This is a genomic window from Sphingomicrobium aestuariivivum, from assembly GCF_024721585.1.
In the GTDB taxonomy this organism is placed as follows: domain Bacteria; phylum Pseudomonadota; class Alphaproteobacteria; order Sphingomonadales; family Sphingomonadaceae; genus Sphingomicrobium; species Sphingomicrobium aestuariivivum.
This window is the reverse complement of the sequence record NZ_CP102629.1, coordinates 1110651-1129340: the sequence shown is the minus strand read 5'-3', so window position 1 is coordinate 1129340 and position 18690 is coordinate 1110651. Positions and strand designations below refer to the sequence as shown.

18 protein-coding genes are annotated in these 18690 nt (G+C 68.3%); 3 read left to right on the top strand and 15 right to left on the bottom strand.

Features of this window, described 5'->3' with window-relative positions; genetic code table 11:
* Window positions 1-50: 50 nt before the first annotated feature.
* Complete coding sequence (locus tag NUW81_RS05935) at window positions 51-536, bottom strand: hemerythrin domain-containing protein (RefSeq protein WP_245111460.1); 486 nt, start codon at window positions 534-536, stop codon at window positions 51-53.
* 54 nt (window positions 537-590) lie between these two features.
* Window positions 591-1853 (bottom strand): putative DNA modification/repair radical SAM protein, encoded by a 1263-nt coding sequence (locus tag NUW81_RS05930; RefSeq protein ID WP_245111458.1) that lies wholly within the window; start codon window positions 1851-1853, stop codon window positions 591-593.
* 122 nt (window positions 1854-1975) lie between these two features.
* Here NUW81_RS05930 and NUW81_RS05925 point away from each other — a divergent pair, with 122 nt between their 5' ends.
* Window positions 1976-3733 carry a DUF885 domain-containing protein gene (locus NUW81_RS05925; protein ID WP_245111455.1) on the top strand — a complete coding sequence of 586 codons (1758 nt, stop codon included), beginning with the start codon at window positions 1976-1978 and terminating at the stop codon, window positions 3731-3733.
* A gap of 33 nt (window positions 3734-3766) precedes the next feature.
* Here NUW81_RS05925 and NUW81_RS05920 read toward each other — a convergent pair whose 3' ends face one another.
* The 8 genes from NUW81_RS05920 to NUW81_RS05885 all read right to left on the bottom strand — a co-directional run bounded on the left by NUW81_RS05920 (window position 3767) and on the right by NUW81_RS05885 (window position 9310).
* The gene (locus NUW81_RS05920; RefSeq protein ID WP_245111453.1) at window positions 3767-4168 is read right to left on the bottom strand and encodes a hypothetical protein; all 402 of its coding nucleotides are present in this window, start codon (window positions 4166-4168) and stop codon (window positions 3767-3769) included.
* Window positions 4169-4215: 47 nt separating this feature from the next.
* The gene (locus NUW81_RS05915) at window positions 4216-4755 is read right to left on the bottom strand and encodes a demethoxyubiquinone hydroxylase family protein (RefSeq protein WP_245111451.1); all 540 of its coding nucleotides are present in this window, start codon (window positions 4753-4755) and stop codon (window positions 4216-4218) included.
* The gene (locus NUW81_RS05910) at window positions 4752-5237 is read right to left on the bottom strand and encodes a disulfide bond formation protein B (protein WP_245111449.1); all 486 of its coding nucleotides are present in this window, start codon (window positions 5235-5237) and stop codon (window positions 4752-4754) included. The genes NUW81_RS05915 and NUW81_RS05910 overlap by 4 nt, the downstream gene beginning before the upstream one ends.
* Window positions 5237-6562 (bottom strand): S41 family peptidase, encoded by a 1326-nt coding sequence (locus tag NUW81_RS05905; RefSeq protein ID WP_376741965.1) that lies wholly within the window; start codon window positions 6560-6562, stop codon window positions 5237-5239. Before NUW81_RS05905 ends, NUW81_RS05910 begins: the two co-directional genes overlap by 1 nt.
* A 107-nt stretch (window positions 6563-6669) precedes the next feature.
* Window positions 6670-7821, bottom strand: a complete 1152-nt coding sequence (locus tag NUW81_RS05900) for a murein hydrolase activator EnvC family protein (protein ID WP_245111447.1) — start codon at window positions 7819-7821, stop codon at window positions 6670-6672.
* Window positions 7818-8249 (bottom strand): 23S rRNA (pseudouridine(1915)-N(3))-methyltransferase RlmH, encoded by a 432-nt coding sequence (locus NUW81_RS05895; RefSeq protein WP_245111445.1) that lies wholly within the window; start codon window positions 8247-8249, stop codon window positions 7818-7820. Before NUW81_RS05895 ends, NUW81_RS05900 begins: the two co-directional genes overlap by 4 nt.
* Before the next feature lie 24 nt (window positions 8250-8273).
* Window positions 8274-8654, bottom strand: a complete 381-nt coding sequence (gene rsfS, locus NUW81_RS05890; RefSeq protein WP_245111443.1) for a ribosome silencing factor — start codon at window positions 8652-8654, stop codon at window positions 8274-8276.
* A 35-nt stretch (window positions 8655-8689) separates the two neighbouring features.
* Window positions 8690-9310 carry a nicotinate-nucleotide adenylyltransferase gene (locus tag NUW81_RS05885; protein WP_245111441.1) on the bottom strand — a complete coding sequence of 207 codons (621 nt, stop codon included), beginning with the start codon at window positions 9308-9310 and terminating at the stop codon, window positions 8690-8692.
* Window positions 9311-9402: 92 nt separating this feature from the next.
* Here NUW81_RS05885 and NUW81_RS05880 point away from each other — a divergent pair, with 92 nt between their 5' ends.
* Window positions 9403-10494: a DUF3667 domain-containing protein gene (locus NUW81_RS05880; RefSeq protein ID WP_245111439.1), complete on the top strand. Its 1092-nt coding sequence runs from the start codon at window positions 9403-9405 to the stop codon at window positions 10492-10494.
* A gap of 52 nt (window positions 10495-10546) precedes the next feature.
* Here NUW81_RS05880 and ftsH read toward each other — a convergent pair whose 3' ends face one another.
* The 5 genes from ftsH to ptsP form a co-directional block, all read right to left on the bottom strand.
* Window positions 10547-12448: an ATP-dependent zinc metalloprotease FtsH gene (gene ftsH / locus NUW81_RS05875; RefSeq protein ID WP_245111437.1), complete on the bottom strand. Its 1902-nt coding sequence runs from the start codon at window positions 12446-12448 to the stop codon at window positions 10547-10549.
* Between the two features lie 135 nt (window positions 12449-12583).
* Window positions 12584-13558, bottom strand: a complete 975-nt coding sequence (tilS, locus tag NUW81_RS05870; protein ID WP_245111434.1) for a tRNA lysidine(34) synthetase TilS — start codon at window positions 13556-13558, stop codon at window positions 12584-12586.
* 7 nt (window positions 13559-13565) lie between these two features.
* A complete protein-coding gene (locus tag NUW81_RS05865) occupies window positions 13566-14477 on the bottom strand; it encodes a tetratricopeptide repeat protein (RefSeq protein WP_245111431.1) in 912 nt (303 codons plus the stop codon).
* 72 nt (window positions 14478-14549) lie between these two features.
* A complete protein-coding gene (locus NUW81_RS05860) occupies window positions 14550-15614 on the bottom strand; it encodes a helix-turn-helix domain-containing protein (RefSeq protein WP_245111428.1) in 1065 nt (354 codons plus the stop codon).
* A gap of 91 nt (window positions 15615-15705) precedes the next feature.
* Window positions 15706-17967, bottom strand: a complete 2262-nt coding sequence (ptsP, locus tag NUW81_RS05855; protein ID WP_245111425.1) for a phosphoenolpyruvate--protein phosphotransferase — start codon at window positions 17965-17967, stop codon at window positions 15706-15708.
* Between the two features lie 129 nt (window positions 17968-18096).
* Between ptsP and NUW81_RS05850 the strand changes: the two genes are divergently transcribed.
* Window positions 18097-18609, top strand: coding sequence for a hypothetical protein (locus tag NUW81_RS05850; protein WP_245111422.1), 513 nt, complete (start codon window positions 18097-18099; stop codon window positions 18607-18609).
* The last annotated feature ends 81 nt before the right edge of the window (window positions 18610-18690 follow it).

Here is an 18690-nt window from a genome sequence, read left to right as displayed (position 1 = left end):
GGGCCCGTCGGGCAGGATGTTCGTCATACGCTCACGGGCCCGGACACGCTCTACTCGCGCGTGTCTTCCATGTCCTTGCCGGCAAGCGCGCGATCATATTCCTCGGGCTTGCGCTCTTCGAATTTCTCGCCGAGCTGCTTGGCTTCCGAGGTGGTCAGCTCTTCCTTGGCGGCGGGGAACATGTCGGCTTCCTCTTCATCGATGTGATGAAGATAGTCGTGCTTCAGCTTCTTGAACTTCTCGGTCCAGGCGCCTTCCGACATGTCCTTGTCGGCAAGCTCGGCCATCAGCTCGTCGAGCTCGTGATGCTCGGCGACACTATGCTGGCCATCGTGGCGCAGGTCAGGGTCCTCGAGCATGGTCGAATAGAGGGTTTCCTCCTCGGCTGCGGCATGGGCGGTCACTTCCATGCGGAAGTTGCGGAAGAGCTGGCGGCGCTCCTCGCTGTCGCCGGTCATCGTCTCGATGCGGTTCAAAAGCTCGCGATGCGTCTCGTGGTCCTTCTTGAGGCGCTTGAAAATGGTCTGCTGGCTCATGGACTAAACTCCTGTTTCTGTTCGCCCTACCAACGCGCCGCAACCGATTGCGGTTCAGGCAGCCTTTGGGACAGGGGTACCGAACAGGTCGAGCTGCGCCGCTGGCGGGAGGAGCAGTGCCTTGAGGTCGGCGCGGTCGGTGAGGAGGGTGGGCGACCAGCCTTCACAGGTGATGAATGGCCGAACCTTCTTCACCGATACGGTCAGGCGGGCGATATCTTCGAGGCGCAGGCGGCGGTGGCGGCGCGAGGCGAGGATGCGGCCCACCGCCTTGGTGCCGAGGCCGGGAACGCGCAGCAGCTGCTCCTTCGAGGCGCGGTTGACGTCGACGGGGAAGCTCTCGCGGAATTTCAGCGCCCAGGCGAGCTTGGGGTCGATGTCGAGCGGCAGCATACCCTGTTCATCGGTCGCCGAGATCACTTCCTGCGGCGAAAAGCCGTAGAAGCGCATCAGCCAGTCGGACTGGTAGAGGCGGTGCTCGCGCATCAGCGGGGGGCGCTTGAGCGGCAGCACCGCGCTCGGGTCGGGGATGGGCGAGAAGGCGCTGTAATAGACGCGGCGCAGCCCGAAATTGTCATAGAGGCCGCGCGCGCGGGTGACGATCGCGCCGTCACTTGCGCCGTCGGCCCCGACGATCATCTGCGTCGACTGGCCGCCCGCAGCGTAACGCGGGGCGTGGCGGTAGCGGCGGCGCGCGTCCTTGGCATCGAGGATATGGGTCTTCATCTCGCCCATCGCGCCGTGGATGCGGTCCTCGTCCTTTTCGGGCGCGAGCTGCTCGAGGCCCGCCCGCGTGGGAAGTTCGACGTTGATCGAGACGCGGTCGGCGTGTCGGCCCGCAGCCTCGATCAGCTCGGGGTCGGCATCGGGGATGGTCTTGAGGTGGATATAGCCGCGAAAGTCGTGATCCTCGCGCAAGCAGCGGGCGACCTCGACCAGCTGCTCCATCGTATAGTTGGACGATTTGATGATGCCCGAGGAGAGGAACAGCCCCTCGATATAGTTGCGCTTGTAGAAGTTCAATGTGAGGTCGACGACCTCCTGCGGGGTGAAGCGCGCGCGGCGGACGTTCGACGATTTGCGGTTGATGCAATAATGGCAGTCGAAGATGCAGCTGTTGGTCAGGAGGATCTTGAGCAGGCTGATGCAGCGGCCGTCGGGGGCGTAGGCGTGGCAGATACCGGTGCCGGTGGTCGAGCCCATGCCGGTGCCCGAGCGGCTGTCGCGACCCTTCGCCCCGCTGCTCGCGCAGCTGGCGTCATATTTGGCCGCATCGGCGAGGATGCCGAGCTTTGATTGGGTGTCGAGCCGTGCCATCTGTTCTCTATACGTTCCCGAGCGGCGATGCGAAAGACTCCTAGCCGACACAAGGCCGGTTTTTCATCGACACGAGACCTCGCTTCGGCCTAGTTTCGGTGCCGAAACACGGGAGAATTTCGATGCGCCTCATGCTTGCCGCCGCCTTGCTCGCCACCACCGCCGCCACCCCGGCGCTTGCCGGACCGCAGGAGGATTATGAGGCGCTGACGACACGCTACTGGCAGTGGCAGCTCGAACAATATCCCACGCTCGCCTCCTCGGTCGGGGTGAAGGATTATGACGACAGGCTCTCCGACATGAGCCTCGAGGCCATGGATGCGCGGGTGCGCGAGAGCGAATTCTTCCTCGCGCGGCTGAAGGCCATTCCCGACGAGGGGCTGACGGCGAAGGCGCGGGTCAACAAGATGATCCTCGAGCGCAACCTCGAGACGGGCATCGAGGGGGCCGGATATGGCCAGCGGCTGATGAACTTCACCAACCGCTCGGGCTGGCACCAGAGCCTTGCGGGGCTGGCGAACAACCTGTCGTTCCGCACGGCGGCGGATTATGACAATTACCTCGCGCGGCTCGCCGCCTATCCGGCGCAGAACGAACAGGCGATCGCGGTCGCCGACGAGGCGGTAGCAGGGGGCTATGTGCTGCCTTGCACCGTGCTCGATGGCTATGCGGGCTCGATCTCGGGGGTGATCGGCGAGGACGTGACGACGAGCCGTCTCTACGCGCCCTTCGCGGGCGAGCGGCCCGACACTATCGATCCCGCCGGCTGGGAGGCGCTGAAAGGCCGCGCGGCGGCGCTGATCGATGGCGAGGTGCGCGCCGCCTATGACCGCCAGCTCGCCTGGTTCGAGAACGACTATCTGCCCAATTGCGCGCAGGCGGTCGGCGTGTCGGCGCAGCCCGGGGGTGCGGATTATTATGCCTATCGCGCGCGGCTGATGACCACGACCGACCTGACGCCCGACGAGATCCACGATATCGGCCTCAGCGAGGTGGCGCGCATCCGCGCCGAGATGGTGGAAGTGGCCAAGGACGCAGGCTTCGACACGCGCGAGGCCTTCATCGCGGACCTTCGTACCAACCCCGTCTATTATGCGAAAACGCCCGAAGAGCTGATGCAATATGTGGCGCGCGAGACGAAGAAGATCGACGCGCTCATGCCGACGCTCTTCACGCTGCTGCCGCGCCTCCCCTATGGCATCGCCGAGATCCCCGCCGAGATCGCGGAGGGCACGACGACGGCCTATTACAATCCGGGCAGCCCGGCGAACGGCATCGCGGGGCTCTATTACGTCAACACCTCGAAGCTCGACCAGCGGCCCTTGTGGGAAGTGCCCGCGCTGACGGTGCACGAGGGCGTGCCGGGGCATCACCACCAGATCGCGCTGGCGCAGGAGATCGACCAGCCCGAATGGCGCCGCAACCTGTTCTTCACCGCCTTTGTCGAGGGTTGGGGGCTCTATTCGGAGCGGCTCGGCATCGAGATGGGGCTCTATGACACGCCCGCCAAGGAAATGGGGCGGCTGTCCTACGAGATGTGGCGCGCGACGCGGCTGGTCGTCGACACGGGGCTCCATTCGAAGGGATGGAGCAAGGAGCAGGCGATCGCCTACATGCTCGACAATACGGCGCTGACCGAGGCCAATGTCGAGGCGGAGGTCAATCGCTACATCTCATGGCCGGGACAGGCGCTGGCCTACAAGATCGGCGAATTGAAGATCCGCGAATTGCGGACGCTCAGCGAAGAGACGCTGGGCGACGGCTTCGACCTTCGCCGCTTCCATGACGTGGTGCTGGGCTCGGGCGCGGTGCCGCTCGACGTGCTCGAGACCAATGTGAAGGCGTGGATCGCGGCCGAACTGGAAGCGCAGGCTCGCTAGCGCGGACGCCCCCCCGCGGGGGGCGTGCCTGCCTTATTCGGGGACGACGGTTTCGGCGTCGATCTCGCCGCGCACGCCCTTGTTCGACTTGATCAGCCGGTCGAGGCAGCCGATCTGGCCGGCGGGGCCGACGGGCGAGCATTGCTGGATGCCGGTCTCGTTGACCGTCTCGAGATAGCGGGCGTTGGCGGCCCAGCTCGAGCTTTCCTGGCGGTCGCCGGTCTCGCGATATTCCTCGGGGATGCGATAGCGTTCGCTCTCGCCCTTGCGCGCGCAGACGACGACATTGTCGTCGGTCGAGCGGGGGCAGGGATCGTCGCCGAAGACGATGATGCGGGTGACCTGCTGGTCGCGCGCCTGCGCCTCGACGGGCTGGGGGGCGAGCACCGATGCCGCGGCTGCGGTGGCGAGAAGCGGGAGGGCGAGCTTGGTCATCGGATCTTCCTTTCAACCCCTCAACGCATGAGGGCGGGTGTCGGTCTCTAGAAGCGTTTGGACAGTTCGATCGCAAGGCGGCAGCCGGCGCGGATCGCGGCGGTCATGACGGGATAGGCGGGGGCCTCCTCGGCGCCGTGGGCGCGCGCGGTATCACGATGCTCGAGCTCCTCCGCCTGGAAGCGGCGGATGTCGTCCGACAGTTCGGGATCGCTGTCGCCGAGCTGGGCGAGCTGTTCCTCGTAATGCTTGTCGATCTCGGTCTCGACCGCGTCGGTGCAAGCCATGGCGGCCTTCTCGCCCATCAAGGCGGTGACCGCGCCGAGGCCGAAGCCGGCGACGTTCCAGAAGGGCTGGAGGATGGTCGGGCGCACGCGGCGCTGGGCCATCAGTTCGTTGAAGCGAGCGAGGTGGACCTCTTCCTGCGCGGCCATATGCGCGACGGCATGGGCGGCGCGGCTGTCCTCGCCAAGTACCGCGAGTTGGCCCGCATAGATGCGGGTCGCGCCATATTCGCCGGCCTGGTCGACGCGGATCATGCGCTCGACATCGGGACGCTTGTCCCCGGGGCGCCAGTTCTGGCTCATGCGCGGCCCTTTCGAAGCCCGAGGACAATGAAGAGTGCGGCACCGAGCGAGATGATCGCGTTCCAGCCCGCCATCGAGATGGAGAGAAACTCCCACTGCACCGCGTCGCAGCGCACCACCGGTGCGGCGAGCAGGTCCTCGAGGCTGCCGCCCGCATTGGTCGAACAGGTGGTAAGTCCGGGGAAGACGCCGATCTCGACGCCGGCATGATAGACGCCGATCGCGCCCGAGACGGCGATGGCGAGCGCGGCGAGCGTGAGGAGCGGGCGGCGCATGGCGTTCATCGGCACGGCAAGGAGCGCGAGCGCGAGCGCGATGGCGTGCGGCCAGCGCTGCCAGATGCACATGTCGCAGGGCACGAGGCCGCCGATCAGCTGCGAGCCGATGGCGCCGCCGAGCAGTCCCAGCGGCACGAGGATCGCCGCGGCATGGGCGGCCTCGCGGTTCAGCAGCGGGTGGCGGGGCCGCGCGGGGGCGAGCATCAGCTGGCCTTCGCGATGCGCTGCGGCTGCTTGCCGACGCGGGTCAGCGTCTCGACCGCATAATGGAGCTGGAAGTCCTCGACGCCCTCGGCCTCGAGCTCCTCGGCGGTGGCCGAGAAGCGCGGATCGGGGCTGCTGTCGTCCTCGAGCACCGCATCCTCGACACCGGCCTGCGCCACGAGGTGGCGGCGAAGGTCGGCCTCGCGCAGGCGCGGGCGGTCGAGACGGTCGGGATCAGAGAGCTGGGGCACGATGATGTCGGGCTCGATGCCGCCAGCCTGCACGCTGCGACCCGAGGGGGTGTAATAGCGCGCGGTGGTGAGGCGGAGCGCCGAGCTTTCGCCCGTCTGGATGATGGTCTGGACGCTGCCCTTGCCGAAGCTGGTCTCGCCCATGACGACGGCGCGGCGATGGTCCTGCAGCGCGCCGGCGACGATTTCGGAGGCCGAGGCCGAGCCCGCGTCGATCAGCACGATTACCGGCTTGCCGCGGGTGAGGTCGCCGCTGGTCGCGTAGAAGCGCTCGATATCCTCGCTGTCGCGGCCGCGCTCGGAGACGATCTCGCCGCGTTCGAGGAAGATGTCGGAAACCTCGACCGCCTGGTTGAGGAGGCCGCCCGGATTGGCGCGCAGGTCGATGACATAGCCGACCGGCCCGTCGCCACCCATCGCGAGGTCGATGCCGCGGATCGCCGCCTCGACGCCCTCGGCGGTGGGGGCGGAAAACTGGTTGATGTTGATGATGCCGACATCGCCGTCGACTTCCCACTTCACCGGCTTCAGGTCGATGATCTCGCGCTTGAGCGTGACGTCGAAGGGCTCGTCGCGGCCGGGACGGATAATGGTGAGCTTGATGTCGGTGCCGGGCTCGCCGCGCATCTTGGAGACGCTCTCATCGAGGCTCAGGCCGAACAAAAGCTCGTCGTCGATATGGGTGATGTAATCGCCCGCCTTGAGGCCCGCACGATCGGCCGGCGTGTCCTCGGTCGGCGAAATGACGAACACCGCGCCGTCGCGGTTGGTGACGGTCAGGCCCAGCCCGCCGTAATTGCCGTCGGTCGACAGGCGCATGGTCGCGAAGTCGGCTTCGGTCAGATAGGAGCTGTGCGGATCGAGGCTCGAGAGCATGCCCTCGATGGCGCCGCGGATGAGGTCGGCGTCGCTCACTTCCTCGACATAATTGGCGCGCACGCGCTCGAACACCGAGAGGAAATTCTCCAGCTCGCGATAGGTGTCCTCGTTCTGCGCGCCGGCGGGCCGTTCCATGCCCGGCATCATCGTCGCGAAAGTGATGATGGCGGCGGCGGGGAGGAGGGCGGTGGCGATCGGGCGCAGTCGCTTCACGATGGCAAGTTCCTTGTTCTTCTGCCGCTGCCGAACGGGCGAGCGGCCAAAGCGATCCTATCGCTATTGTGTCGCCAGTTGAACCATAATCAGGATGAACCTGCGATGAGGGCCGGACTGACGGCTTTTTGACGGTGCCACAGCTCGACCTCGATGGGCCCCAGCGCGCGGCCGAGGCGCAGGCCGCGGCGAACCCGGTCGCCTTCCTCGTAGGTGGTCGAGACATTGGCGATGAGGCTGAACCAGTCGTCGCCATGATCGATGATGACGATACCGTCGCGTTCCCGGAAAGGACCGGCGAAGGCGATGCGCCCGTCGGCGGGCATGCGGATGTCGGTGCCGCGCGTGGTCTGCAGCGTGAGGCCGCGCGCACGCACGCCATCGGCGGTGAGCGAGCCGAGGCCCGCGGTCACCTTCGCGGTCGCGGGCAGGGCATAGCGGAAGGGCGGGGCAGGGCGGTTTACCTTGCCCCGCGCGAGGCCGGCGGGCGGCGGCGGGGCGGGATCGTAGGTGGCGAGCGCGGCGGCGATCTCGGCGGCAAAGGCCTCGCGGGTGGCGGCATCGGCCAGCTCGGCGGTCTGCTCGCGCGCGGCGATGGCGCGGGCATCGGCGCGGCTGGCAGCGACTCCAAGTGCCTGCGCGGCGGCAAGGCGCTCGTCCTCGAGCGCGGCGAGGCGCTGTTCGGCGGCATCGAGGCCGGCCTGTTCGGTCGCGATGCGCTCCTCGCGCTGCTCGAGCGCGACGGCGATGTTGGCGAGTTCGGCACGGCGCCCGCGCAGGCGCTCGGTACGCGCGGCGATGATGGGCGCGGTTGCCTCGACCAGCGCCTGCGTGCGCACCAGCTGGTCGATCGAGCGCGCGTCGGCGAGGGTGAGGACGGGCGGGCGGCGTGACAGGCTGGCGAGCCCCGCGACGAGCGCGGCGGACGGGGCCTGCTCGGCGGCGATGCGCGCCTGCAGGGCGGCGAGCGAGGCGGTGAGCCGTTCGCGTTCGAGCCGCGCGGCGGCAAGGCGTGCTTCGCCCGCCTCGACCTTCGCGGCGATGGCGCGGCGTTCGCGGGCGATGCCCTCGGCGCGGGTCACGGCCGCGTCGGCCTGTTCGGAAAGGGCGGCAGCGCGGGCCTCGGCCTCGCGCGCTTCGCCGCGGATACGGTCGAGCTGCGCCTGCGCGCTCGGCGGGGTGGCGGCTAGGCCGTGGCCCGCGACCGCGGCGAGGAGGAGGGCGCAGGCGAGGCGCCTCACCGTGCGCCCTCGCGGTGATAGGGGTGGCCCGCGATGATCGCGGTGGCGCGGAACAGCTGTTCGGCGAGCATGGCCCGGCACATCAGGTGCGGCCAGGTGGCGGGGCCGAAGGAATAGAGGAGGTCGGCCTCGCGCTTGACCCCTGCCTCGTGACCGTCGGCGGCGCCGATGAGGAAGCGGGTCTCGCGCACCCCCTCGTCGCGCCAGCGCCCGAGGATTTTCGCAAAGTCGGTCGAGGAGAGCGCCTTGCCGGTCTCGTCGAGCACGACGGTGCGCACGGGGGTCTGGCGCACGGGCGGGACGGTGCCGCCCGTGTCGGGCAATTCGCTATGCTTGACCGGCCAGGTGATTCGCTTGAGGTAGCGCTTCACCAGCTCGTCCTCGGGGGAGCGGGCGATTTTGCCGCGCGCAATGATGTGCAGCTGCATCCACGCGCTCCGGGACTATGAGGCCTAGGCTTCGCCGGCTTCGTCGCCGAACTGCCACATCCGCTCGAGATTGTAGAAGCTGCGCACTTCGGGGCGGAACAGGTGGACGACCACGTCGCCCGCATCGATCAGCACCCAGTCGGCGGTCGGGAGGCCCTCGATGCGCGGGGTCACGCCCTCGAGGCCCTTCACCTTCTCGGCGAGCTTCTGCGCGATGGCGGCGACCTGCCGGCTCGACCGTCCGCTCGCGATCACCATATGGTCGGCGATCGAGCTCTTGCCCGCGAGCGGAATCGTGATGATGTCCTGCGCCTGCTCGTCGTCGAGCAGCTGCATGACCAGCGCGTGGAGCGCGTCGGGGTCGTCAGATTTCACGGGCGGGGTGGGGGCGGAAGCGGTGCTCATGGTCTCTAGCTCGGGCAAGGTCACTCCTCATGGGGTTACGACCGCTGCCTCGCGGTCGCTTCATCGGGTCCGTCGATATGCTGGTGCCAGTCGGGCTGGCGCGCGCGCAAGGCGGTTGCGGAAGTCGGGTCGGGGGCAAGCGTCAGGAACGTGATTGCCGGTGCCTTCCAGTCCGTCCAGTGCTTGGCATGGTTGTCGGACCGGACGAAGTGCCGCAACCAGCCCATGGCGCGAGCCGCCCGGGCACCCCCACTATAGCTCGGACGGGTCATCACGGCAATCGGCAGCATGCGCGCGATGGCGCGCCAGTCCTTCCACCGGTCGAACTCGGCGATGATGTCCTCGCCGACGAGCCAGATGAAGTCGTGCTGGGGATAGCGGCGGAAGAGCGCGTGCAGCGTATCGATCGTGTAGCGGGTGCCGGCGCGGGCCTCGAAATCCATCGCCCTGATCGGGGCGCGCCGCGCCATCTTCCGCGCCGAGGCGAGGCGGGCGTCATAGGGCGCCATGCCCTTTTTGGGCTTGAGCGGATTGCCGGGGCTGACCAGCCACCAGACCTCGTCGAGGCCGAGGGCACGGCGCGCCTCGAGGCTGATGTGGCGGTGTCCGCGATGCGCGGGGTTGAAGCTGCCGCCGAGAAGGCCGATCCGTGCCATGCCAGCTGCGCTAGCATGGGGTGTTGGCGCGGGCCAGCACCTCGGTGTATGGCAAGGGCGTAACACCTAGGGGGCCAGAAGGCGGGGAATTTATGGGCGGCGAAGAGATTTCGGCAGTGGGCGAACTGGCGGGCGGCGCGGGCGCGGCGCGCGCGGTCGAGCCGGGGCATGGTGAGGACGGCCACGGGACGCCGACCCACTGCCTCAATTGCGGCTGCGAATTGCAGGGCGACTATTGCCATTGCTGCGGCCAGCGCGGCGAGGTGCATTTCACCATCGGCGGGCTGGTCCATGACATCGTCCATGGCGTGCTCCACCTCGACGGCAAGTTCTGGCGCACGCTGCCGATGCTGGCGTGGAAGCCGGGGCAGCTGACCCGCGAATATGTCGCGGGCAAGCGCGCGCGCTACATCAGCCCGATCGCCTTCTACCTGTTCACCGTGGTGGCGATGTTCGCGCTGGTCGTGTCGGCCGACCAGGTGAATGTCGGCGACGATGTCAATCTCGGGGCGGCGGTCGAACCGGCAGCGAGCGTCGAGGAACAGCGCGAACGCGTCGAGGATCTCGAGCAGACGCTGGCCGAGATGGAGGGTGACGATTATCCCGGCGCCTCTGGCGCGCGGGCCGGCGTGGCCACGAGCCTGGCCGTGGCGCGTCGCCAGCTCGAGGAGATGGAAACGGGCAACACCGTCATCGCCAGCGACGAGGACGGCGACGTCAAGGTGACGTCGAACCTGTCGGATGACAGCGAGTTCCTCGAACCGTTGCGACAGGGCATCGAGGAGGCGCAAGAGAACCCCGCGCTCTTCTTCTACAAGGTGCAGACCAAGGCCTACAAGCTGAGCTGGCTGCTCATCCCGCTGTCATTGCCCTTCATGTGGCTGCTCTTCCCCTTCTCGCGGCGCCACAGCCTCTACAAGCATGCCGTGTTCGTGACCTATTCGATCAGCTTCATGATGCTGCTCGTGCTCAACATCGGGCTGTGGACATGGCTCGGGGCCGAGTTCGTGGGGATCGTCTTCGCGGTCTTCTACGCGCCCTTCCACCTCTACCGGCAATTGAAGGGCGCCTATGAGCTCGGGCGGCTGTCGGCGCTGCTGCGCACCACGCTGCTGTCGATCTTCGCCTGGATGGTGCTCGGCATCTTCATCGGGCTGATGTTCGCACTGGGCGCCTGGGGCTAGAAACGAAAAGGGCGACCCGAGGGCCGCCCTTTCCATTTCACCGTGAAGCCGATCAGGCGGTCGCCGGACCGCCCAGCGGCTTGCGCCCTGCCTTGGGGATCGAGGAACCCGCGAGCGGGATGACGGGCCCCTTGGGGCCGCCGCGATCGATCGAGCCGCCACCCAGCAGCGTCTTGATCTCCTCGCCCGTCAGCGTCTCATATTCGAGCAGCGCCTGCGCGAGCATCTCGAGCTCATCGCCATGGTCGGTCAGCACCTGCTTGGCGCGATCATAGCCCTGGTCGATGAGGCGGCGGATCTCCTTGTCGATCTTCTGCGCCGTCTCGGCCGAGACGTTCATGCCCTGGCTCTGCGAGTAGCCGAGGAAGGTCTCGCCCTGCTGTTCCTCATATTGCACGGGGCCCATCTCGTCGGACATGCCCCACTGGGTGACCATGTCGCGCGCGAGCTTGGTGGCGTACTGGATGTCGCCCGAGGCGCCCGACGAGACCTTTTCGTAGCCGAAGATGACTTCCTCGGCGACGCGCCCGCCCATGGCGACCGCCATGTTCGCGTGCATCTTGTCGCGGTGGTAGCTGTAGCTGTCGCGCTCGGGCAGGCGCATGACCATGCCCAAGGCGCGGCCGCGCGGGATGATGGTCGCCTTGTGGATGGGATCCGACGCCGGCTCGTGCAGCGCGACGATGGCGTGGCCCGCCTCGTGATAGGCGGTCATCTTCTTCTCGTCCTCGGTCATGACCATCGAGCGGCGCTCGGCGCCCATCATGACCTTGTCCTTGGCTTCCTCGAATTCGGCCATGGCGACGAGGCGCTTGCCCTTGCGCGCGGCCAGCAGCGCCGCCTCGTTGACGAGGTTGGCGAGATCGGCGCCCGAGAAACCCGGCGTGCCGCGGGCGATGACGCGCGCGTCGACGTCGGGGGCGAGCGGGGTCTTCTTCATGTGGACGAGGAGGATTTTCTCGCGGCCCTCGATGTCGGGACGCGGCACCACGACCTGGCGGTCGAAGCGGCCCGGGCGCAGCAGCGCGGGATCGAGCACGTCGGGACGGTTGGTCGCGGCGATGATGATGATGCCCTCGTTGGCATCGAAGCCGTCCATCTCGACGAGCAGCTGGTTCAGCGTCTGCTCGCGCTCGTCATTGCCGTTGCCGAGGCCGGCACCGCGATGGCGGCCGACCGCGTCGATCTCGTCGATGAAGATGATGCAGGGGGCGTTCTTCTTGGCCTGTTCGAACATGTCGCGGACACGGCTGGCGCCGACGCCGACGAACATCTCGACGAAGTCCGAGCCCGAGATGGTGAAGAAGGGCACGCCCGCTTCGCCCGCGATGGCGCGGGCGAGGAGGGTCTTGCCCGTACCGGGCGAACCGACGAGCAGCGCGCCCTTGGGGATCTTGCCGCCGAGGCGGGCGAACTTGCCGGGGTCCTTCAGGAATTCGACGATTTCCTGCAGTTCCTCGCGCGCTTCGTCGATGCCCGCGACATCCTCGAAGGTAACGCGGCCCTTGGCCTCGTTGAGCATCTTGGCCTTCGACTTGCCGAAGCCCATCGCGCCGCCCGACGAGTTCTTCTGCATCTGGCGCAGGATGAAGAAGCTGATGCCGAGGATGAGGAGGAAGGGCAGCGAATTGACGAGGATGAGCTGCCACAGGCTCGCCTGTTCGGCGGGCTGGACCTGCACCGCGACGCCATTGTCGAGGAGGCGGTCGGAGAGGCGCGCGTCGGGGGGCGAATCGGTCGTGAAGCGGGCGCCGTCCAACTCGCCCGAGACGAGGCTCGAGCCGTCGGTGCGCGGGCTGATGGTGACCGAGCGGATCTCGCCTTCCTCGACGCGGTCGATGAACTCGGAATAGGGGATTTTCTCGCCGCCCTGCGCGGCCGTGTCACCCGACAGGGCCTGCACGAACAGGATCAGCCCGAAGATGATGGCGAGCCAGATGACGAGGCTCTTCATCCACGGGTTGCGGGGATTTTCAGGCGGTTGGGGCGTGTTCGGGTCCATGAATAAGCCTTGATGAAACTTTGCTTTTCTAGCGCCAAGATAGGGACGGCGAGGGGCGGCGACAATGGGGCCTTCTGCGGGGGGCGGTCAGGCGCCGTCCCCCGCGCGGCGCGGCGGGGCGGGCGACAGGTGCCAGTCCGCGCCCACAAGCCGCAGGAGGAGGCCGCCGAGCGTGCACTGGCGGCCCGCCTCCAGCGCTTCCATCGCACGCGCGAGGTCGGGGCCGCGCGGGGTGGGGCGGCCGAGCGCGTCGAAGGCGAGCAGGAGGAGGCGGCGTTGCAGGTCGCGGGGCAGGTCGGCGGGCGCGGCGAGGACAAGGGCCCCGCGCTCGCGGCGGGCGCGTTCGTCGAACAGGCGGCGGGCGGTGACGGCGAGCGCTTCCTCGGCCCCGGCGAGGTGACGGGCGCTCGCGGCGAAGGCGGGGGCATCGCCGAACCCTGCTTCAGCCAGCGCGGTGCGCAGCCGTGGGCGGTCGAAGGCGGGATCGCGGTTCATCGGATCCTCGACAACCGGCAGGCCCGAGCCTTCGGCGATGGCGCGTAGCTCGGCGCGCGACCATTCGAGCAGCGGGCGGACGAGCGTGACGCGCTCGCCGAGCGGTCGGGCGGCGCGCACGCCGGCAAGGCCCGACAGGCCGGCACCGCGGGCGAGGCGCATGAGCAGCGTCTCGGCCTGGTCGTCGGCATGGTGCGCGGTGGCGATGGCGGTGAGGCCGTGGTCGGCTGCCCAGTCCGTGAGGAGGCGGTAGCGCTGGTCGCGGGCGGCAGCCTCGACATTGGCGATTGGCGGGGCACCCTTCCAGTCGACCACGAGCAGGTCGTGGGGAATGCCGAGGTCGGCGCAGTAACGGGCGACCGTGGTGGCTTCCTCGACGCTTTCGTCGCGCAGGCGATGGTCGACGGTGGCGGCGCGCACCCGGCCCGGCCGCGCCTCATGCGCGAGGAGCAGGAGCGCGAGGCTGTCGGCCCCGCCCGAAACAGCAACGCCCAGCATGTCGCCGGGCGTTACCAGTTCATCGAGGCCGGCAGCGAAGCGGGCTCGCGCCTCCTCGCTCACCGTCATCTGTCGATCAGCCGTCGCAGCGCGCCGCGGCCATGGCGGCGGGCAGGCGCTCGGCGATATAGCCGCGCATCGAGCCGCCATAGACTTCGGCGAGTTCGTCATAGGCGCGACAGGCCTGGCCCGGCTGGTCGAGGCGCATCAGCGCCTGGCCGAGGAAGTAGAGGCTGTCGGCGGCACGTTCGCCCGAGGGGTCGGTCCGATAATTGTCGAGCAGCGTTTCGGCGGCATCGCGCGGACGGTTGGCGTCGAGCTGCGCGCGGCCCTTGAGGTTGCGCGCCCAGCTCGCCTTGGGGTGGCCGGGATATTGTTCGACCATGGCGGTGAGCTGGCGGATAGCGCCGGCATTGTCGCCCGCGTTCCACAGGCGGTAGCCCTCGTTATAAGCCTCTTCGCCGTCGGCGAGACGGGCAGGGTCGGTGATCGGGATGACCGCGACGGGGCGCTGCGCAGGGGTGGCAGCGGCCGTGCTGTCGTCGTCCGCGTCATCACCCGAGAGCGCATCGTCGGGTTCGACGGGGGTCTCGACCACCGGCTGCTGCACGACGGGGGCGGGCGGCGGGGCCGAGCGCAGGTCCTCGATCGCGGCGCGCATGCGGGCCACTTCGGCTTCCATCTGGCCGAGGCGGTATTGCGATTCTTCCGACTGGCGCACCAGCGTGGTCATCTGGCGCTCGAGCGCCTCGACGCGGCCGGTCATGATGTCGACCGACTGGCGGGTGGCGACGGGCTCGTCATAGAAGCCGGCGGTGTTGGCGGGCTGGCCGTCGGGATAGACGCGGCGCTGCATCTGGCGGACCTGGCGCTCGAGGCGCTCGATCCGGTCGCGGTTCTCGCGCTCGCGGGCACGGTCGCTGTCCTGTGCATAGGCAGGCTGCGAGACGAGGAGGAGGGCACAAAGGCTGAGAAGCAAACGGTGCATGAAACTCTCTGTCGACTTGGGTGGGATCGCTATGTCGCAAGGCTCGCAGGGCGAGCCTTTCAAAAGGATGAACTAGGCCTCGCCGTCATCGCCTTCGATGGGCGGCGGGGGCGGGGGTTCGGCCTCGGGCTCGCCGGCCGTCGGCTGTGCCGGCTGGGCGCGCGGCTGCGGCTGCGGCGGAGGCGGCACCTGCTGCTGGGTCGGCGGCGGCGGGGGAGGCGGCGGGGTGGTCGTTTCGGGCTGGGGCGCGGGGCGCACGGCGCGAACCAGTGCGCGCCGCGGCGCGGGCGCGGGGGCCGGACGCGCGGCGGGTGCGGTCGTCGTCGCGGCGGTGCTCGCAGTCGTCGTCTCGGCAGCGGGCGTTCCCTCGCTCGTCCCGGCAATGTCTGGGGCGAGGAGGCTGACGTCGCGAACGCGGCGACCGTCCTCGCCCTCGAAGCCGAAATCGCGCCCGTCGATCCGCGCGGTCAGCGAGGCGGGGCGGGCGGTTTCGAGCAGCGGGGCGGCGGCATCGGCCGGAACGTCATATTCGTCGCCCGCGGCCATTTCGCCCGAGAACAAGGTGCGGCTGCCATCGGTGACCCGCAGCCAGACCGCGCGCGCGGCAACGAGCGTGACCGGCGTGTCGGCGGTGATGGCGGGCACTTCCTCCTCCTCGACCGGAGGCGGGGCGCTTTCCCCGGCGGCGGTGATCGCTTCGGCGGCTTCTTCCTCTGCGACGAGCGCGCGCTCGTTGAGCCAGGAGAAGAGCAGGACCGCGCCGATCACCGCGATGGCGGCGGCGGCGATGACCCAGCGCGGCATGCCGGAGGAGGCATCGACCACCTCATATTGGCCGACATGGGCGGTCGGCGATTCCCAGCCGCCCATTTCCTCGCGGACCTGGTCGGCGATCGTGGTGCGATCGAGGCCGACGGCGTCGGCATAGGTCTTGGCAAAGCCCACCGTATAGGTCGTTGCGGGCAACTTGGACCAGTTGCCGGCTTCAAGGCTTTCGAGGTGGCGCTGGGGGATGCGGCTCTGGCGGGCGAGTTCCTCGACCGAAAGCCCCTTTTCCTCGCGCGCGAGGCGGAGTTGCTCGCCGACGGGTGTCAGGCCCGGCAATTCCTCGTTCATGCCGTTTTCGGTCTCGTCCATCGTCAACTTCCCCAGATTCCCGCTTCCCCGCGAGAGAAGGCGAGCAGGCCAATCTTGTCAACCATCGACGGCGCGGGCGCGCGGGCGACAGTCAGTCGAGGATGACCCCGTTCTGCTTTGCCCAGCCCGCCAGCGTGCGGCGCATGTCGCGCGGCGGATTGGCGAGCAGTTCGTCCATCTGCGCGGCAGCCTGTCCGGCATCGAGCGAGCGGATCATCGCCTTGATCGGCCCCATGGCGGCGGGCGTGATCGAGAAACGGCGCAGCCCCATGCCGATGAGCGCCATCGCCTCCAGCGTGCGCCCGCCCATCTCGCCGCAGATGCGCACGGGCGTGCCCGCCGCGTTGCACTGGTCGATGATGCGCTTGAGGAAGCGCAGGATGGCGGGGCTGAGCCAGTCGTAGCGGTCGGCAAGGCGCGGATCGCCGCGGTCGGCGGCGAACAGGAACTGGGTCAAATCGTTGGTGCCGATCGACAGGAAGTCGAGGCGCGGCAAGAGCTGGTCGAGCATCTCGGCCAGTGCGGGCACCTCGAGCATGGCGCCATATTCGATGACGGTCGGCAGGAAGCGCTTTTGCCCGCGCAGCCAGTCGATCTGGTCCTCGAACAGGGCGCGTGCTTCCTCATATTCCCACGGCTCGGAGACCATCGGGAACATGACCTTGAGGTGCTTGCCCGCGGCGGCCTCGATGAGCGCGCGGGCCTGCGCCTTCATCAGTGCCTTGCGATCGAGCGACAGGCGCAGCGCGCGCCAGCCCATCGCGGGGTTCTCGGCCTCGTCCTTCTCGTCGAGATAGGGCAGCGCCTTGTCGCCGCCGATGTCGATGGTGCGAAAGACGACGGGCTTGTCGCCCGCCGCGCCGAGCACGGTCTTGTAGAGCTTGTACTGGCTCTCGCGCCCCGGCAGCGTTGCGGCGACGAGGAACTGGAATTCGGTGCGGAACAGGCCGATGCCCTCGGCGCCGACGGCATCCAAATGGTCGGCATCCTCGGCAAGGCCGGCGTTGACCATCAGCTCGACCTTCTGGCCGTCGGTGGTTTCGGCGGGCTTCTTGACGTTGGCGGCGAATTCGGCGCGGCGTGCCTGCGTCGTCTCCATCCGCTGGTCGAAGTCGTCGCGGGTGCGGGCCTCGGGGCGCACGGTGACGGTGGCATGATCGCCGTCGAGAAGGATCTCGTCGCCCTCGGCGGTGATGTGGCGGATGTCCTCGATCTTGCCGACCATCGGCACGCCCATCGCGCGCGCGACGATGGTGACATGGGCGGTAAGCGAGCCTTCCTGGAGGATGATGCCCTTCAGGCGGCGCTTGTCGTAGTCGAGCAGTTCGGCGGGGCCGAGGTTGCGGGCGATGAGGATGGCATCTTCCTGGAGGCCCTGGCTGGCCGCCGTGCCGACGCGGCCCGAGACGATGCGCAGGAGGCGGTTCGACAAATCCTCGAGGTCGTGCATGCGCTCTTTCAGGAGCGGATCGTCGATCTCCTGCATTCTTGCGCGCGTCCGTTGCTGGACGCGCTCGATCGCGGCTTCGGCGGTCAGGCCGCTGTCGATCGCCTCGTTGATGCGGCGGCTCCAGCCCTCGTCATAGGCGAACATCTTGTAGGTCTCGAGGATCTCGTGATGCTCGCCGCCGACGCCGAATTCTGCATCGCGGATATTGTTGTCGATCTGCTCGCGCATCTTGCGGAAGGCGGAATAGACGCGCGCGCGCTCGGCCTCGATGTCCTCGGCGACGGTATGTTCGACGGTGACCTTGGGCTGGTGGAAGACGGCGCGGCCGCGGGCCATGCCGGTGACGAGCTTCAGCCCTGCGAGCTGCTGCGGGCCGGTATCGCGGGCGCGGCCCTTGGTGCCGTCGGCGAAACCGGCGGACGCGAGCAGTTCGGACAGCACCATGGCGACGGTCTGCAGCGCCTCGATCTCGACATCGAGATATTTGCGGCTGTCCTCATGCTGGACGGTGAGGACGCCGATCGGCGTCTCGCGGCGCACGATGGGGACGCCCGCAAAGCTGTGGAAATGCTCCTCGCCCGTCTCGGGGCGGAAGGCGAATTGCGGGTGGCGGCTGGCTTCCTCGAGATTGAGGATGAGCATTTGCTCGGCGATCGTGCCGACGAGGCCCTCGCCCATCTCGAGGCGGGTCTTGTGGACGGCGTCGCGGTTGAGGCCATGGGTGGCGAACAGCTCGAGATGGCCCTCCTTGAGGACATAGATCGAGCAGACCTCGCTCTCCATCGCATCGGCGATGATGTCGACGACGCGGTCGAGCTTGTCCTGCGGCGAACCGCGGCTCGCCATGACGGCATGGAGACCGGTGAGAATCTCGCGGGCGGCAAGGGCAGCGCTTTCGACCATGGCCAAAGCGCTAGCAGGTCGGGACCGGCTAGGAAAGCGCGGCAATCGGGTCCGGAACGGTGAGATTCTCACTGGCCGTGGCCGCCTTTGCGCGGGCAGGATGGCGGCAGTTGCAAAGGGGACAAGAGCATGGGTTTCCATCGACCGATCGCGCCCGCCGCGCCGACACCGGCGCCGCCCGATTTCGGGCGAGCCGCCGCTGGACCGCCGGCCGACTGTCCGACGCGGGACGTGGCGATGATCGAGCGCCTGTCGGGAGAATTGCTCGGCGCGCTCGACCGCTTCCAGGCCGACCAGGACGCGCATCTCCTCGGCCTGCGCCTGTCGCGGGTGCTCACGCTGCTACGGCTCCACCTCGGCCGCGCCGACCGGCTGCTCGGCGCGGACGTGGCCGGGCGGGAAAATGCGGTGCTGGCGCGGTTGGCGCGCACGCGGGCGGAGGAAGCGCAGGCGGTCGCCGACACGCTCGAGCGGTTTGCGGGCCGCTATGGCGATGCGGGCAGCGCGGTCAGCGACCTTGCCTCCTTCCGCCACGATATCCGCGTGCTCGTCGGGCATCTTGCCGAGCGGGTCGAACGGGACCGCGCGCTGGTGCCGCGCCTCGCCGCGCAGTTGCGCGCGGTCGAAGCGGGCCGGCCGTAGACCCCCCGGGCGCGCGGGCTCGACAAGGACCTCGATGCCGCTAGGGTCGGTCCGGTTGTTGCACCGGTTGTTGCAGGAGTG